This window comes from Paenibacillus sp. CR_12 (assembly GCF_041953985.1).
In the GTDB taxonomy this organism is placed as follows: domain Bacteria; phylum Bacillota; class Bacilli; order Paenibacillales; family Paenibacillaceae; genus Paenibacillus_AQ; species Paenibacillus_AQ lautus_A.
On sequence record NZ_JAVFHO010000004.1, the window covers coordinates 363,550 to 379,424 of the forward strand.

16 protein-coding genes are annotated in these 15,875 nt (G+C 52.3%); 1 reads left to right on the plus strand and 15 read right to left on the minus strand.

Annotated elements, in window-relative coordinates; genetic code table 11:
• Window positions 1-20 precede the first annotated feature (20 nt).
• The 5 genes from RB297_RS17355 to lspA all read right to left on the minus strand — a co-directional run bounded on the left by RB297_RS17355 (window position 21) and on the right by lspA (window position 5,307).
• On the minus strand, window positions 21-1,274 hold the full coding sequence (locus RB297_RS17355; protein WP_015734252.1) for an LL-diaminopimelate aminotransferase: 1,254 nt from the start codon (window positions 1,272-1,274) through the stop codon (window positions 21-23).
• A gap of 151 nt (window positions 1,275-1,425) precedes the next feature.
• Window positions 1,426-3,387 (minus strand): ribosomal protection-like ABC-F family protein, encoded by a 1,962-nt coding sequence (abc-f, locus tag RB297_RS17360; RefSeq protein ID WP_375121019.1) that lies wholly within the window; start codon window positions 3,385-3,387, stop codon window positions 1,426-1,428.
• Window positions 3,388-3,529: 142 nt separating this feature from the next.
• Complete coding sequence (locus tag RB297_RS17365; protein ID WP_375121020.1) at window positions 3,530-3,685, minus strand: hypothetical protein; 156 nt, start codon at window positions 3,683-3,685, stop codon at window positions 3,530-3,532.
• A gap of 150 nt (window positions 3,686-3,835) precedes the next feature.
• Entirely contained in the window at window positions 3,836-4,807 is a 972-nt protein-coding gene (locus tag RB297_RS17370) for an RluA family pseudouridine synthase (RefSeq protein WP_375121115.1), read from the minus strand.
• A complete protein-coding gene (gene lspA, locus RB297_RS17375) occupies window positions 4,807-5,307 on the minus strand; it encodes a signal peptidase II (RefSeq protein ID WP_277748385.1) in 501 nt (166 codons plus the stop codon). The genes RB297_RS17370 and lspA overlap by 1 nt, the downstream gene beginning before the upstream one ends.
• 212 nt (window positions 5,308-5,519) lie before the next feature.
• On the opposite strand from lspA, the gene RB297_RS17380 reads away from it, so the two are divergent.
• Complete coding sequence (locus RB297_RS17380; protein ID WP_036665987.1) at window positions 5,520-6,260, plus strand: TraR/DksA C4-type zinc finger protein; 741 nt, start codon at window positions 5,520-5,522, stop codon at window positions 6,258-6,260.
• Window positions 6,261-6,319: 59 nt separating this feature from the next.
• Here the strand turns inward: RB297_RS17380 and RB297_RS17385 are convergent, their stop codons facing one another.
• From RB297_RS17385 to sigG, 10 genes are all read right to left on the minus strand, one after another.
• Window positions 6,320-6,670, minus strand: coding sequence for a DUF5665 domain-containing protein (locus RB297_RS17385; protein WP_015734246.1), 351 nt, complete (start codon window positions 6,668-6,670; stop codon window positions 6,320-6,322).
• Between the two features lie 230 nt (window positions 6,671-6,900).
• Complete coding sequence (gene ileS / locus RB297_RS17390) at window positions 6,901-9,990, minus strand: isoleucine--tRNA ligase (protein ID WP_375121021.1); 3,090 nt, start codon at window positions 9,988-9,990, stop codon at window positions 6,901-6,903.
• 777 nt (window positions 9,991-10,767) lie between these two features.
• Window positions 10,768-11,262 carry a DivIVA domain-containing protein gene (locus RB297_RS17395; RefSeq protein ID WP_090913079.1) on the minus strand — a complete coding sequence of 165 codons (495 nt, stop codon included), beginning with the start codon at window positions 11,260-11,262 and terminating at the stop codon, window positions 10,768-10,770.
• 171 nt (window positions 11,263-11,433) lie between these two features.
• Complete coding sequence (locus RB297_RS17400) at window positions 11,434-12,219, minus strand: YlmH family RNA-binding protein (RefSeq protein WP_375121022.1); 786 nt, start codon at window positions 12,217-12,219, stop codon at window positions 11,434-11,436.
• Window positions 12,220-12,230: 11 nt separating this feature from the next.
• A complete protein-coding gene (locus tag RB297_RS17405) occupies window positions 12,231-12,500 on the minus strand; it encodes a YggT family protein (protein ID WP_090913083.1) in 270 nt (89 codons plus the stop codon).
• An 8-nt stretch (window positions 12,501-12,508) separates the two neighbouring features.
• The gene (locus RB297_RS17410; RefSeq protein ID WP_009589651.1) at window positions 12,509-12,955 is read right to left on the minus strand and encodes a cell division protein SepF; all 447 of its coding nucleotides are present in this window, start codon (window positions 12,953-12,955) and stop codon (window positions 12,509-12,511) included.
• A 2-nt stretch (window positions 12,956-12,957) separates the two neighbouring features.
• A complete protein-coding gene (locus RB297_RS17415) occupies window positions 12,958-13,647 on the minus strand; it encodes a YggS family pyridoxal phosphate-dependent enzyme (protein ID WP_041621955.1) in 690 nt (229 codons plus the stop codon).
• A gap of 8 nt (window positions 13,648-13,655) precedes the next feature.
• The gene (pgeF, locus tag RB297_RS17420) at window positions 13,656-14,510 is read right to left on the minus strand and encodes a peptidoglycan editing factor PgeF (protein ID WP_192569210.1); all 855 of its coding nucleotides are present in this window, start codon (window positions 14,508-14,510) and stop codon (window positions 13,656-13,658) included.
• Window positions 14,511-14,577: 67 nt separating this feature from the next.
• Entirely contained in the window at window positions 14,578-14,910 is a 333-nt protein-coding gene (locus RB297_RS17425) for a YlmC/YmxH family sporulation protein (protein ID WP_009589579.1), read from the minus strand.
• 163 nt (window positions 14,911-15,073) lie between these two features.
• Entirely contained in the window at window positions 15,074-15,856 is a 783-nt protein-coding gene (gene sigG / locus RB297_RS17430) for an RNA polymerase sporulation sigma factor SigG (RefSeq protein ID WP_006209087.1), read from the minus strand.
• Window positions 15,857-15,875 lie beyond the last annotated feature (19 nt).

Sequence of the window (15,875 nt, forward strand, 5' to 3'; positions counted from 1 at the left end):
AGCATGTTCATAGCCTTGAATTAAAACTCGAATTCCACATCGCTGAGTCTTCTGCGAATTTCGGAAATGACGCGTTTCTCTTCCTCCTCGCCGTCGGCAATGAAGGTAACGGAGAAACGAACGAAGTGTCCTGCATCATCCCAAGGAACGGTGGAGATCAATTTCTCGCGAATCAGGTACTGGGAGAAGTCTTCCCCGGATTCAAAACGGCGTCCGCCTTTGACGCCTTTCGGAGCCTCCACATACAGGAAGAAGGAGCCTTTGGGCTTCTCCGCCGTAAAACCGAGTCCGTTCAGCACGTCGACCAGCATGTTGTGGCGGCGGGAATACTTCTCGGCGATCTTCTCCGTAATTTCCGGATGATCCAGACCGTAAGCGGCAGCCTTTTGGATGGCGATGAATTGTCCGGAATCGTTGTTGTCCTTCACGTCGCCAAACGCTTTAACCACCAGCGGGTTGCCGGCGATGAAGCCAATGCGCCACCCCGTCATGTTGTAGGATTTGGACAGGGAGTGAAGCTCCACGCCGACATCCTTCGCTCCAGGAACGGACAGGAAGCTCAGCGGCTTCAAACCATCGTAAGTGAGCGCAGCATAAGGTGCGTCATGAACAACCACCACGCCATATTTGCGGGCCCACTCGACAACCTCCGCGAAAAATTCGGCCGTTGCGCTGGCCCCCGTCGGGTTGTTCGGATAGTTCAGGTAGAGCAGTTTGGCACGGCGGGCAATGTCCTCGGGGATCGAGCCGAGATCCGGCAGAAATGCATTCTCTTTTTTCAGCTCCACATTGTAGACTTCGCCGCCTAAATACTTGGTATGCGTTCCGAGCACAGGATATCCGGGAACCGTCATGATCGTGATGTCGCCCGGGTTGATGAAGCAGGACGGCAGCATGGCCAGCGCCGGCTTGGAGCCGATGGAGTGCAGCACTTCCGTGGACGCATCGATGCCTTCGACGCCGAATACATTGCTCAAATAGCGAACAGCCGCTTCCTTGAACTCCGGAATCCCGTTATCCGCATATCCGCGGTTTTCCCGCTTCGCCGCCTCTTCCGCCAGCTTTGCCACGATGCCTGCATCCGCCATCTCATCCGGCTCGCCAACTCCCATATCGATCAATTCGGTATCAGGATGCTCCTGCTTCGCAGCCGCCTTTGCTCTCTTGATCTTCTCAAATTTATAAATGGCCGTATCTTTACCGTAATTAGCACCGCCAATCCGATCGGCAAAGCTCTGTTGAATGTACGTTTCCTGATATTTATCCATGCTCATGATTTGTATTCATCTCCTACTCTAGCTTTGTTACACATCCTAAATATGCAGGAAAATCACGACTGGAGCCATGCATTATATATCAGATGATTTGTACTTTTTAGGTTGAGTCGGAGCTGATACACACCATGGCCTCCCTGCACGAAGTCGGTTAAGACAGCTCCAGCCATTCTGCTAGGAGCTCGTCGCGGCTTGCTGCCAGGGACTCCCGCTCGTTCCAACGCTCTTCGAGCAGCGACATGTCCGAATTGCCGCTTATCGAGCCTTCCGTTTCAAGCCAGCCGTCCAGCTGCCGGATGCGGGTCTCCAAACGGGCGATCTCCTCTTCCAGCCATTTGGATCTTTCCGCGGCAGAGCGATCAGGATGGTTGCGTTCGAATTTCTGGCCGGGCTTTTCGTTGGCTTTGGACGGCGGCGTCCCCCTTGGTAAAGAAACGGCATTCGTACCAGCTGAGAGTTCTCTTGACTGCAATGCGGCTTCAAGCTGGTCTTTCTTGGCCCGGAAATCATCATAATTTCCATGAAAGACGGTCAGCGTCCCTTGGTTCAAATCCCACACCTTGCCTGACACTTGGTTTACGAAATAACGGTCGTGGGAAATGGCAAGAACGGTCCCCTGATACCCCTGCAGCGCATCCTCCAAGGCCTCCCGGGAGGCAATATCCAGATGGTTCGTAGGTTCATCCAGGAGCAGCAGGTTCGGCTTTTGATGGATAAGGAGCGCCAGCCTCAATCGTGTCCATTCACCGCCTGACAGTTGGCCCACCGATCGGAACACGGCCGCGCCATAGAACAGATATCTTGCCAAAATCCCCCGGGCCTCTCCCTCTTCAACCCCGGCGTTCTCCCGAAAATATTGGAGCACCGTTTCCTTCGGATTTTTCGGCTCCTCCTGCTGGGCCAGATATCCCACGTCGACTCGCGCGCCCCATTCAAGGGATCCGGAGTCGGGCATAAGCTCGCCCACCAGCACTTTGAACAGCGTCGTTTTTCCGCTGCCGTTCGGACCCATCAGCGCAATTTTTTCGCCGAATTCGATAAGACCGGAAGCCCCTCCCAGCACCGCCTGATTCCCATAGCGAACCTCAACTTGTTCAAAGTATGCCACGCGGCGGCCGGAACGATCCTGAGGATGAAGCTCGAAATCGGCCTGTCTTCGATCCAGCACGGGTCGCTTGACCTTCTCCATCCGTTCCAGCGCTCGCCGCATGGAAGCCGCCCGCCTAAAAAATTTTTCGTTGCCGCCGATCCGGCCGAATTCCTCCAGCTGCTTGATGGATTCCTTCATCTTCTTGATCACTTTCTGCTGCTCCTGGTAATCGGCGAACTGCTGCAGCAAACGCTCTTCCTTATCTTTCATGAACGCAGTGTAGCCACCATAGGCAGTGAAAGCTTCGCCATCTTCAAGCTCAATCGTTTTGGACACGACCCGGTCCAGAAAATATCGGTCGTGGGAGATAATGACGCAGGTACCCGGATACTCGCGTAAGAATTCCTCCAACCATTCCGTGCGTGCCAAATCCAGATGGTTGGTCGGTTCATCAAGCAGGAGCAGATCCGGCTGTACGATCAGCTGCGATGCCAGCACGACGCGGGTCTTTTCTCCGCCCGACAACGAACCAAAAGCCAGTCCGTATTCACTTTTGGGTATTTGCAGCCCGGTAGCGATTTTGTCGATGCTCGCTTCCAGCTCATAGCCGCCCTCTGTTTCAAACCGTTCCTGGAGCGCTGCATATTTCCGCAGCACTCGATCGAGCAGCTCTGCATTTCCGGCGATGTCCGGGTCACTCATTTTTTCTTCAAGCTCCGTCATTTCCGCCCGGTGATCCTTCAAGTGACGCAACCCCTGTGCCAGTACATCCAGCACTGTCCAGGTATCCATATGGGTCGGAATCTGCTCCAAATATCCGATTTTTGCCCCCTTCTTGATGGCCAGCTGCCCTTCGTTCGGCTGATCCAATCCGGCAAGCAGGCGCATCAGCGTGGACTTGCCGCTTCCGTTTCTGCCGATAAGCGCTACCTTCTCGCCTTCCTGTATTTCAAACGATATCCCGTCCAATACCAGCTGGGCCCCGTGGTATTGCGTCAGTTTCTGTACATTGATCATATTCATTCTTGGTTCCTCCTGTATGCTGCGAACAATACCAAAACTCTGTTCGAGCGCATGAATTAGGGAGAAGAACCGGACTGCAACGCAAAAAGGGTCCACAGAGCAAGCTCCGCGGACCCTTAAGAATCGTAAGCCTTAAATCGGCTTAATCCGTGCAGGCAGGCAGGTGACTTCTCGCGATGGTACAACTCGTATCATTAAAATTGGACAGACCTCTCCCGTTGTAGGGAAATGCATGAACAATGCCAGCCATAGCGATAGGCAGCTGGCTAATACGGTTGTTGACCATCTCGATATTCATCCTGCTCACCTCCTTCATCAAAGTTATCGTCACTATACCATATCCATGGTTTGGAAGGCAAGACAAATAGCCCAGCAAAGTGGAGCCCATGCTTTGATGCTTACTCTAAACCTTTGTGGGACCCATGCTTATACATGCGAAAAGGGACCGCTAGCGGCCCCTTAAAATCGTCAACAGCTCATTCATATCGCTCGGCATCGGTGCCGAAAACTCCTTATAATCCCCGGTCGAAGGATGGACAAAACCCAATACGGCCGCATGAAGCGCTTGTCCGTTCAATTTGATCCCCTTGCTCTTGCCGTAAACGGGATCCCCTACGAGAGGATGCCCGATATATTTCATGTGCACGCGAATTTGATGGGTACGACCCGTCTCCAGCTTCAGCTCGAGGAGACTGTAATCTCCGAACCGTTCCACCACGGTAAAATGCGTCACCGCATGTTTGCTGTTCCGGTCCGTGACGGTATACAGTTTGCGATCCTGGGCGTCCCGGCCGATCGGTGCGTCAATGGTTCCCTGATCATGGCTGATATTGCCGTGCACCAACGCCAAATAACGGCGGTTCACGCTGTGCTCCTTCAACTGGGCGGCCAGCGAAGCATGGGCTTTATCATTCTTCGCGGCCATGATCAGGCCCGTAGTATCCTTATCGATCCGATGGACGATGCCGGGGCGAAGCTCTCCATTGATTCCCGATAAATCCTTGCAGTGAAACATCAATGCATTCACTAGCGTGCCGGACGAATGTCCCGGAGCCGGATGGACGACCATTCCTCTCGGCTTGTTTACGACAATCACGTCCCCGTCTTCAAACGCGATCTCAAGCGGGATGTCCTCGGGAATGATCTCGACGGCCGATGGCTCGGGAACCTTCAGCACGATGCGGTCACCCTGACTCACTTTGTAATTGGACTTGATCGGGCCATTGTTCACGCTCACATGTCCGTCCGCAATCCATAACTGCACTTGGGAACGCGACACATCTTCCCCAAGATTTTCCGTTATGTATTTATCGATACGGGTTTTGGCAGCGTCGGCATCCACCGTCCATTCGATGGCTTCCGTTTCCTGACCGTTCTCATCTGTCCAATCCGTATCTGTATCCTTACCGTCTTGCACCATCATTCAGTCCCTTCTGTGCCTGAAACTTCACTTGTTGTCTGCATCTTCTCGCGTCTTCCTTCCAGAAGCGTGTCCAATATGATCAATCCCACGCCGATCACGATGCAAGAATCGGCAATATTGAAGATCGGGAAGGTGTAGCTGCCAAAATTAAACTGCAGGAAATCGACGACCTCGCCCATTATCAATCGATCGATGAAGTTTCCGAGTGCCCCTCCAAGTACAAGCGCAAGCGCGGTCGGCAGAAGCTTGCGTCCTTCTTTTGATACCTTCCGCAGGTACCAGACGATTCCGCCCACAACGATTAGTGTCACAATGATGAAGAACCATAACTGGTCCTGGAGTATGCCGAACGCGGCTCCCCGGTTCCGACTGGACGTGATCAGGAAGAAATCCCCGATGACCGGTATCTGTTCATAAAGCTCGAGCTTGGTAGCAATCAAGTACTTGGTTCCCTGATCGATAAGAAATAAAACAAATGCAATCAAATAATATACCACTTGTTTATGTCACTCCGTTCTTGTCTTCTCCAATCAGGCGAACATCTTCGCTGATCGGTCCGTAACTCGTCTTATTGTAGCACAGCGGCTCAGAAACCGTCCATTCCTGTCCAGCGGCGAGAACATTTTCCGTCAGTAAAACCTTATCGATGGGTGCACTCTATACCTATGAACCAAGAAGGTCAACTTCGGGACCATGAAAGGAGCCTGACATGTCGCATCTCACTCAGGAGCAACTTCATAATTTGCAACAAAAGCTGATGGATCGAAAGGTTGAACTTGAACGGCGCATGGTCAATAACGACCAACACGGGCTGGGAGAATCGGAGCGAGATATGACCGGCGAGCTGTCCCATATTGATAATCACCCTGGCGATGTGGGAACCGAAGTGTTTGAAAGAGGAAAAGACCTCGCGCTTCAGGACAGGGTGGATCAGGAGCTGCAGCGGGTTATTTTTTCGCTGGAAGCCATTCATCATGGCCGTTACGGCGTGTGCCTTACCTGCGGCCAGCCCATTCCGTACGAGCGGTTGGAGGTTATCCCGGATACGCAATATTGCGTAGAACATACGCCTCGGGAGCGCGTGTCCCGGGACCGTCCGGTCGAGGAGGACGTTCTAGCTCCCGCTTTCGGAAAATCCAGTATGGATGAGCACGAATATGCTGCATTTGACGGCGAGGACGCCTGGCAGATCGTTGAGAGCTGGGGGAACTCCAATTCCCCGGCTTTGGCGGAAGGAAACGAAATGGACAGCTATAACGAAATGGATATCGAGAATGGCGACGATCAAGGCGGGTTCGTGGAGGTGTACGAAAACTTCGTTGCCACCAATATCGATGGCTCGGAAGTGTTTATCGTACGCAGTCCCCAATATGTCGATTACCTAAACCGGGGCGAAGGAAGTTATCTCCTTGACCCCAATGGCGACCCGGATGATGAATCATTCAGCTGATTAAGCGTCTTACCCGGCAGCATATGACTTGCAGCGGCTGCCGGGCATTACATAATCCATTACGTCAGTTCAAGCTGCCGCTGGACAATCCGGACAATATCCGCGATGTAATCGCCGATAATAGGCAAATTCAGCGCGCCAAGGGCCTGAAGGGCATATATGATGGTTGCCGCAAAAAAAGTAAACCCGATCGCGATTCCCACGCCGCGTGCCGACCCGGCCAGCAGATTGGTCCATATCAATTTCCAGGGGCGGTTCAACAGCTGGGTGTATTCCGCGATCCGGGCCTTCTCCAGCTGCTGCGCGATGTCCGTGGTCATGCGGTGTATGGCGCCCAATTGGTCCCGCTCTGCTTCCACAAGCGATTTATTCTTTTCGGTTGATAACGCATTTTCCGGCTTCTCTGCCATATTCACCGCCCCCTTGCCACTATACTAGGCAGACTCTGGAAAAAACAGATCAGGATCCGCTTTCTTCCTGCTTGAAACCATACATAACATGCATGAGAATTCGCTGATTATTATGCATCTGTTGGAAGCATCTCATTCGCACGGAGTCCTCCGAACAAAGCCGGTGCTTATTGGGGACAGCAAAAAACCACCGCCATTTCATGGCGGTGGTTTAATAATATCAACGATTCTCAGGCGATATGGATGCCAATGGTTTTGCCGCCAAGCTCAACCCGCTCCATGCCTTCGCTTTGTCCGTATTGCAAATCGTTAACCAGTACGTTTTCTCGCAGCACATCTTCAAATGCCGTGATCGCAGCTTGAAGCTCATCATCCGTATCGAGAGTCAAGTTCACCCGCTTCTCGATCGGGAGGTCCAGCTTCTTACGCGTATCCTGCACGGCACGCACCACTTCGCGAACCCAGCCTTCCTGCTCCAGCTCCGGCGTGATATCCGTATTGAGCGCAACGGTTAACCCGTAACCCGAAGCGGATGCAAAGCCTTCCTTCGCCTTCTTCTCTACCAGAAGCTCTTCGGACGTGATCTGCAATTCTTCGCCTTCCGGTGAAGTTACGTTCACGCCGCCCGATTGGACCACCTTGCGGGTCTCGTCACTGCTCATTCCCTTTAGGAAACCTTGCAGGAAGCCGATATTTTTACCGTATTTCTTGCCTGCGACCTTCAGGTTCATTTTCAGCGTGAAATCAACGAATCCGCTGTCGCTGGTCTCCACCTCAATCGCTTTGACGTTGATCTCGTCCTTGATGATGTCTTCATACCCCGCGAGATCGAACTCGCGATCCATGGATACGATGAGGTTGGACAGCGGCTGACGCGTCTTGATTCCTGTCTCGTTGCGGACGTTCCGCGCAAGCTCTACGATCTGTCTTGCCGTCTCCATGTCCTGCTCGAGCGCTTTGTCGATCAACGCTTCGTCGGCTTGCGGGAAGTCGGCCAGATGCACGCTCTCGCCGCCGCCCAGGTTGACGAAGATATCTTCGGACAGCATCGGCGTGAATGGTGCCATCAGCTTGGATAGCGTCAACAGCACGTGCGTAAGCGTCCCGTAAGCGGCCAGCTTATCTTCACCGAGTCCGCTGCCCCAGAAACGATCGCGCGAACGACGGATATACCAGTTGCTCAGCTCATCCACATAAGCTTCGATCGCCTTGGCCGCGTTAAGGAAATCATTGACGGCCAATCCCTTGTCAACCACTTGAATCAAGCTGTTCAAGCGGGAGAGAATCCAGCGGTCCAGCTTGTGGTCCGATCCCTTGAAGTCATGCTCCTTCGGATCATAGCCGTCAATGCCGGCATACAGTGTCAGGAATGCATGGGTGTTCACCAGCGTGTCCACAACCTTGGATTTGGCTTCGCCGACGATTCCTTTCGAGAAACGTTTGCTGTTCCATGGCGCACTGTCGGCCAGCAGGGCCCAACGGAACGCATCCGTGCCGTACTCCTCGATGATTTCCCAAGGATCGATGACGTTGCCCTTGGATTTGGACATCTTCTGTCCGTTCTCATCGAGAATATGGCCCGTGGCCATGACCGCTTTATAAGGCGCTTTACCGGTGAAGAGGGTCGATACGGCCAGCAAGCTGTAGAACCATCCCCGCGTCTGGTCGATCCCTTCGCAGATCATATCGGCAGGATACTGCTGTTCGAACTTCTCCTTGTCCTCGAATGGATAATGGTATTGCGCATACGGCATCGACCCGCTGTCAAACCATACGTCGATAACTTCCGAGGTTCGCTCCATTACGCCGCCTTCACAATGCGGGCATTTCACTTTCACTTCATCCACATAAGGCTTGTGCAGCTCCAGATCCTCCGCTACCTCGCCTACGGCGTTGGCCCGAAGCTCCGCAATGCTGTGCGGCGAGAACTGCCCTTCGCAAGAATCGCAGACCCATACGTTAAGCGGCGTTCCCCAGTAACGGTTCCGGCTGATATTCCAGTCGACCAGGTCTTCAAGGAATTTGCCGAAGCGTCCCTCGCGTACATGGCCCGGATACCAGGTCACCTCGTTGTTGTTGGCGATCAGCTGATCCTTAACCGCCGTCGTTTCGATAAACCAGCTCTCCATCGCATAATAGAGCAGCGGGGATTTACAGCGCCAGCAGAATGGGTAACTGTGCTCGTATTTCTCCTTGCTGTACAGAAGTCCTTTTTCGGACAATGCCTTCACGATGTCCAGATCGCAATCCTTGACGAAGCGTCCGGCAAAATCCGTCACTTCATCGGTATAACGGCCGTGGCCGTTCACGACGCTCACGAAGCTGATGCCATTCTCGCGGCATACGCGGTAGTCGTCTTCGCCGTGCGCAGGAGCCATGTGCACAATCCCCGTACCGCTTGCATCGGTAACAAAGGATGCGCCGACGATGAGGTTCGCTTTTTCCGCTTTTACATACGGGAACGGAGGGTCGTAAGTCTTGCCGACCAGCTCAGAGCCTTTCAGCGTCGATAGAACGGTAAACTCGCCTTTCATGACATCCTCTACCAGATTTTTAGCCACGATATAGATGCCGTCCTCCTGCTCGACGCGGGCGTAATTCATATCCGGATTAACAGCCAGTGCCACGTGGGATGGCAGCGTCCAAGGCGTCGTCGTCCATGCCAGCACATACTCTCCGCTGTCATGCAGCTTAAACTTCGCCGTTGCGCTCAGGTCTTTAACATCCTCATACCCCTGTGCCACTTCGTGGGAGCTCAGTGTCGTCTGACAGCAAGGGCAGTACGGGCTTACGCGGTGGCCGCGGTACAGAAGGCCCTTGTCATGAATCGTCGCCAAAATGTTCCATACGCTCTCGATGTAGTTGTTCTCGAGCGTGATGTACGGATGATCCAGATCGGTCCAATACGCAATCGCTTCGGTCAGCTCGCGCCATTTATGCTCATATTCAAATACGCTGGCTTTACACTTTTTGATAAAAGCCTCCACGCCATAATTCTCGATTTCCTGCTTGCCGGAGATGCCCAGCTGCTTCTCTACGCCCAGCTCAACCGGAAGCCCGTGCGTATCCCAGCCCGCTTTACGAACGACATGATAGCCCTTCATCGTCTGGTAGCGGCCTACAAAATCCTTGATGACGCGGCCGAGCACGTGACCGATATGAGGCGCGCCGTTCGCGGTCGGCGGACCTTCGTAAAATACATAATTCGGCTTGCCGGCCCGCAGCTCGATTGATTTCTTGAACGTGTTCTCCTCGTTCCATTTGTTCAAGATGCGCAGCTCTCTTGCCCGCGCCTTCTCCTTGACGTCTACTCTGTTCATGCAGATCTTCCTTTCGCCCTTTTTCGAGGTTGTTCAAAAAGTCCGATTTTGATAAGAAAACCTCTATCGAGGCCACTTCAAAGATGAGCGACCGCGATGCATAGGTAAGTTTTCTTGCGATATAGAATTTCATCAATTCCACTGATAACTCATAAATTCTATATCTAACACGAAGTGAATCAAGAAGCAATTCGGCATCGAATCTTGAATTCAGCCGGGCCTAAGCAGATGCTTTCGAAGTATGTTTCCTGCGGAAACATTTCAGGTGCTCACGTACAAACTACGTACGCTCCGCTCCTCACTCCCTAGCTTCATCCTACTGAAGCGTTTTGAAAAAACGCACAGCAAAGCATAGGCTTCGGTGCTGAAAACCGATCTTTTTGAACTCGCCCTTTTTCGTAAATGTTCTGTGAACATAAAAAAGGCCCCGTCCCCCAAGGGACGAGAACCTGTTCTCGCGTTACCACCCTAATTTCGCCCGGCCGACTTCTAATGGAAGCCTGCTCAAACGACACCTCAATGTCCATGCCTGTTCGTAAGGCAAGGTCCGATATAACGTTCGGCAGACGGCTTAGCTTACGCACGCGGTCACAGCGCTTCAGCTTCACTTCTCCGGGATGATCTTCTGCTAGGCCTGAACGCCGGGCTTTCAGCAACTGCCGGCTCTCTGGGGGACAGATCCTTCGCGTACTATTCCCATCAACGAATTACGGTATGAATCAACAATATGTTATTAGTTATAGACGACTTCGCGGAAAAAGTCAACCGGATACCCGCCTAGTATACCTCTTTCGGCTCCAGACTCGGTTCGCGGTTCTCCAGCGTCTCCCAGCCTTCCTGCTTCAGAAGCTCCAGCTGAGCCTCTACCAAGGAGCGGAAACGGGTGCGGTAGATGGAGGCCTGCTTCTTCAGCTCTTCAACCTCCAGCGCGATTTTGCGGGATTTCCCGAGCGCATCGTTAATGATCCGGTCCGCATTCTTCTCGGATTCCTTAATGATCAGCTGAGCTTCCTTCTTCGCGTTGTTCTTCAGCTCATCCGCCGCCTCCTGGGCGACAATGATGGTCTTCGATAAGGTTTCCTCAATATTCGAAAAATGATCCAGTCTTTCTTGCATCGCCATCAGCTGGTTGCCTAATTCTTTATTCTCCCGGATCACACTTTCATAATCCTTAATAATCTGATCCAAAAACTCGTTGACCTCGTCCTCATCATAACCGCGAATTCGACGGGCGAATTCCTTGTTATGTATATCAAGCGGTGTCAATGGCATGGTGTGCACCTCCTAAATATATGGGCCTTACAGGACGGTCCGTCCGCTGTGTTAGCCAAACCACCCGTCCGTGAAGACAATAGCGGTCATTTACGATTTATCGGCAAATCCATTGTCATTTTGAATGTTCCCTGTATGGTTTCGACAAAAAAACGGCAATTCCTTCAAAGGTCAAGCATATTTCCCAACCTTGATACGGTACCGCCCTTTTTTCGTCAGGCCGCCCGTCTCCAGTACTTTAAAACGTCCAAATCCTTGGATGGAGACGACATCGCCTTCTTTTAAATTCGTGGAGGGATCCTCTTCCACTTTCCAGTTGACGCGGCACCGGCCGGCCTTGATCGGCACGACGATTTTTGTGCGGCTGATTCGGTAGGCATCGCTGGCGATTCCGTCCAGTCTCATGGAAGATACCGTAATGTCCATCGCCTCGAAATTCGTGCGGGCCACCTGAAGCTTGTCCAGCGGCAGCAGATCCGTCATGACATGCACCCGGTGGACCTGGCTGAGATTCAGATGCAGGAAGGCGCTGATATCGTCGGCAACGACCGCATGGCAGCCGTCCGCAAGTACATGGATATCACCGATCTTGGATCTCTTAATGCCCAGACCCAGTATCGAACCCATATAATCGCCATGCTCCAGCTCCAGAAACTTCTGATCTCCGGAAGAGATGCTGAGCACCTTCATCTTCAGATCCTCGCCTTCAAGCGCCCGGTAATCCGGAGCAATCATCGCCCGCACGCGTTCGGCATCAGCATGTCCGCCATCAAACACGGCATGCACGTCCGGAAGACGATTCACGAGCGATTCCAGAATGAACCGCTGCCTGGGATCCAGGAAATCCGTCAGCTTGGTTTCATGATATTGTCCGGCATTGACCACCCATTCCCAAGCCCGGTCCACAAATTCCCGTTCGTCCTTGTGAAAATGATCGTAGATGTCCAGTTTCATCATTCATTCACCTGCTAGAGGAAATATCCGAGAATGGCGTATACGCCGCGCTGTGCCAGCTGCAGCACGAACAGCGCGATAATCGGGGAAATATCGATCATGCCCATAATCGGCGGAATGAACCGGCGGAAAGGCGCCAAGTATGGCTCTACCAGCTTGCCAAGCAGCTCTCCGACAAAGCTTTCCCTCACATTCGGAAGCCATGACATTAAGACGTAGACCAAGATCATGTAAAAATAAATTTGGAACAGCGTTCCAACGATACTGTAAATTTCGTAGGTCAAAGCCTAAATCACCTCATTCTGTTATATTCATGCTCGTCTGCTAGAATCTCCGAGATCGAACCTTGGATCTCAACGGTATCCGGCGTGCATAGGAAGATGTTCCCGCCCACCTTCGAGATTCCGCCGCTAAGCGCATAAACGGTTCCGCTAAGAAAATCGATAATGCGCAGCGCCTGATCATTCCTCACGCGCTGAAGGTTGACCACAACCGTTCGAAATGACCGCAGATGATCTGCAATCTCCTGTGCTTCATCATATGAACGAGGCTCGACTAATACAACCTTAACGTTCTTCTGCGAATGAATGCTAACGATATTGCCGCTCTTTTGGTTTTTCCGATGATCAAACGGCGTTGCCTCCACCGGCTCTTCCTGCGAGGCCAGAACCTCGCGTTCCACAACTTCTTCTTCCTCTTGCAGTCCCAAGAAATTCATAAACCGGTTCATCACGCCCATCGTCAATCCTCCTCTTTCCCTACTAAAATTGAGCCGAGACGCACCCAGGTCGCCCCTTCCTCTATGGCAACTTCAAAGTCATTGGACATGCCCATGGACAATTCGGTCAATGGCTCCGCCGTAAGCGCCTGCTCGTTCAGCTCATCTCTTAGTTGTCTTAAACCACGAAATACAGGACGCGTCTGCTCCGCCGACGATTCGTATGGAGCCATGGTCATGAGTCCGGTTACCTTTACGTGCGAAAGACTGTTGATTTCCTTCAAAAACTCGGCTGCTTGCTCGGGAGGCAAGCCGTACTTGGATTCCTCACCCGAGATATTGACCTGCATCAAGGCGGATACCTGCAGATTCAGCGCAGCCGCCCGCTTCTCCAGCTCATGGGCCAAAGACAAGCGGTCGAGCGAATGAATATATTGAAATTTATCAATGACATCCCGGACCTTATTGGTCTGAAGATGGCCGATGAAATGCCATGTGCCGCGGTTGCCGAGTGCATTCCACTTCGCCTGGGCATCCTGCCAGCGGTTCTCGCCGATATGCAAAAGTCCGTGATCCAGTACCGAAGCCGTCATATCCAAGGAGACATATTTCGTGACCGCAATCATATTCACATCATTCCGGTCCCTGCCGCTTCTTGCGCAAGCCTCCGTTATTCGCTGTTCCACTTGATCGATACGTTCCTTCAAACTCAAGGGACGACTCACCTCTTTCTCATCCCGATCCAACTCGCCATCCGACCCGTAGTCCCTCCATCTTTGCGATAGGAGAAGAACCGATCGTGATTGCAGCTTGTACACCATGATGTACATTCGATATGTTCCGCCAATATTCCTGCTTTAATCATAATGTGTCTGTTTATTTCTTTCAAGTTCAGCATGTATTTCCCGTGTCCCTTGTCGATATAAAAAGCTGAATTTGTAACTTTATCGCCTGAGAATCCTTCGATTCCGAGTTCGCGGACACGCTCCATGACCCGATCATCCACCTCGTAACAGCATTCGCCGATCGACGGACCGATGGCTGCATGGAGGTTCCGAGGCAAGCTTCCGTATTCCGCAGACATCCTGACCACCATTTGTTCGGCTATGGCACCCACGGTTCCCTTCCAGCCAGCGTGGGCCAGACCGACGGCGCCCGTGACCGGGTCCCAGAAATACAGCGGCACGCAGTCGGCGTAGAAGGAAGTCAGCAACACGCCGGGAACATCGGTTACAAGCCCGTCCGTATCTTGATAGGCCGAGGCCCGGTCCAAGCTCCCTCTGCCCCTGTCCTTATCATGAACGACGCCAATCCGGATGCCGTGCACCTGCTCGCCGCACGTCCAGTCCTCGAGAGAAAAGCCAAGCGCCGCGGCGACCCGCTTCCGGTTCTCGACAATGTCGCCCGGCTCGTCTCCGACATGAAAGGCCAAATTCAAACTGTCATAGGGTATCCGGCTCACGCCGCCATGCCGGCCCGTGAACCCGGCCGTGAGTGCGGCCGCTGACTTCCCTTCCCATTTTTCGAGCACAAACAGACTCGGTGTCTGCCGATCTTGACTAACAAACGGTTCCATGAACATTCACCTCTATGACCAGTGTAACAGAAAACATACGCCGGAGACATATGAACCCGCCGTTTGGTTAGAAGGATCGACGGTCAGGACGATCCAGATACTCCACCGGTTCCTGATCATCCGGCGTTCTCCGCAGTTCCTCCATTTTGACAAGGACCACGTCCGAGCCGATCTTGACGATATTCCGCCACGGTATGATCAGATCGCTTCCGCCGCCGAACAGCCCCATGAATTTGCCGTAGCTCGGCACCACGATCGCTTCAATCCGGCCCTGCCGCAAATCCAGCTCCAAATCGCTGATTTGCCCGAGCCGCTTGCCGTCGATGATATTAATAACATCCTTTGTTTGAAAATCGGAAATTTTCATCTTTTTCCCCACCATTTGATTATCAGGTATCATGAGCATCACACCTTAGATGTATTTGAAGATTATCCGTCCATCCCTGTTCAATCCGCATCCCTCTGTTCAATATATGATCCGCTTGGGTAAAATAGCTTATTTAAAACGAAAAAAACGACCCCATAAACGGGATCGTTGTCTGTTCGTTTGATTGCTGGGCTTCTTAAGTTTTGACGTGCTTTTGCATCTGCTTGATCGCCGACTTCTCCAGGCGCGACACTTGGGCTTGGGAGATACCGATTTCATCGGCAACTTCCATCTGGGTTTTGCCTTCGTAAAACCGCATGGACAGAATCATTTTTTCGCGCTGCCCGAGCTTGTGCATCGCTTCCCGGAGAGCGATTTCCTCAATCCAGGACACATCCTTGTTCTTGTCATCACTGATTTGATCCATCACATATATCGGATCGCCACCGTCATGATAAATCGGCTCAAACAGCGAAACGGGATCTTGAATGGCATCGAGTGCAAAAACAACGTCTTCCTTGGGCACATTCAGCGCTTCGGAAATTTCAAAAATCGTTGGTTCGCGCGAATTCGCATTGGTCAGCTGATCCCGGACCTGAAGTGCCTTGTAGGCAATATCGCGCAGTGATCGGGAGACGCGAATCGGGTTATTGTCCCTTAAATATCGACGTATTTCTCCGATAATCATCGGTACGGCATAAGTGGAAAATTTAACATTTTGCGATAAATCAAAATTGTCGATGGCCTTCATCAATCCGATGCAGCCTACCTGAAACAGATCATCAACGAACTCTCCCCGATTGTTAAACCTTTGGATGACGCTGAGCACCAGTCTCAGGTTGCCGTTCACCAATTTTTCTCGGGCCGACCGTTCATTGTTCTGCTGCAGATTATGAAACAGCTCCCTCATTTCCACGTTCGTCAGAACAGGCAGTTTTGACGTATCCACACCACAAATTTCAACTTTGTTTCGCGTCATGATGACTAACCTCCCAAGG

Coding starts and splice junctions, on each gene's coding strand:
- RB297_RS17355 (WP_015734252.1), bottom strand. CDS start 1,274: ATGAGCATGGATAAATATCAGGAAACGTACATTCAACAGAGCTTTGCC.
- abc-f (WP_375121019.1), bottom strand. CDS start 3,387: ATGAATATGATCAATGTACAGAAACTGACGCAATACCACGGGGCCCAG.
- RB297_RS17365 (WP_375121020.1), bottom strand. CDS start 3,685: ATGAATATCGAGATGGTCAACAACCGTATTAGCCAGCTGCCTATCGCT.
- RB297_RS17370 (WP_375121115.1), bottom strand. CDS start 4,807: ATGGTGCAAGACGGTAAGGATACAGATACGGATTGGACAGATGAGAAC.
- RB297_RS17380 (WP_036665987.1), top strand. CDS start 5,520: ATGTCGCATCTCACTCAGGAGCAACTTCATAATTTGCAACAAAAGCTG.
- RB297_RS17385 (WP_015734246.1), bottom strand. CDS start 6,670: ATGGCAGAGAAGCCGGAAAATGCGTTATCAACCGAAAAGAATAAATCG.
- ileS (WP_375121021.1), bottom strand. CDS start 9,990: ATGAACAGAGTAGACGTCAAGGAGAAGGCGCGGGCAAGAGAGCTGCGC.
- RB297_RS17395 (WP_090913079.1), bottom strand. CDS start 11,262: ATGCCATTGACACCGCTTGATATACATAACAAGGAATTCGCCCGTCGA.
- RB297_RS17400 (WP_375121022.1), bottom strand. CDS start 12,219: ATGATGAAACTGGACATCTACGATCATTTTCACAAGGACGAACGGGAA.
- RB297_RS17410 (WP_009589651.1), bottom strand. CDS start 12,955: ATGGGCGTGATGAACCGGTTTATGAATTTCTTGGGACTGCAAGAGGAA.
- pgeF (WP_192569210.1), bottom strand. CDS start 14,510: ATGGAACCGTTTGTTAGTCAAGATCGGCAGACACCGAGTCTGTTTGTG.
- RB297_RS17425 (WP_009589579.1), bottom strand. CDS start 14,910: ATGATACCTGATAATCAAATGGTGGGGAAAAAGATGAAAATTTCCGAT.
- sigG (WP_006209087.1), bottom strand. CDS start 15,856: ATGACGCGAAACAAAGTTGAAATTTGTGGTGTGGATACGTCAAAACTG.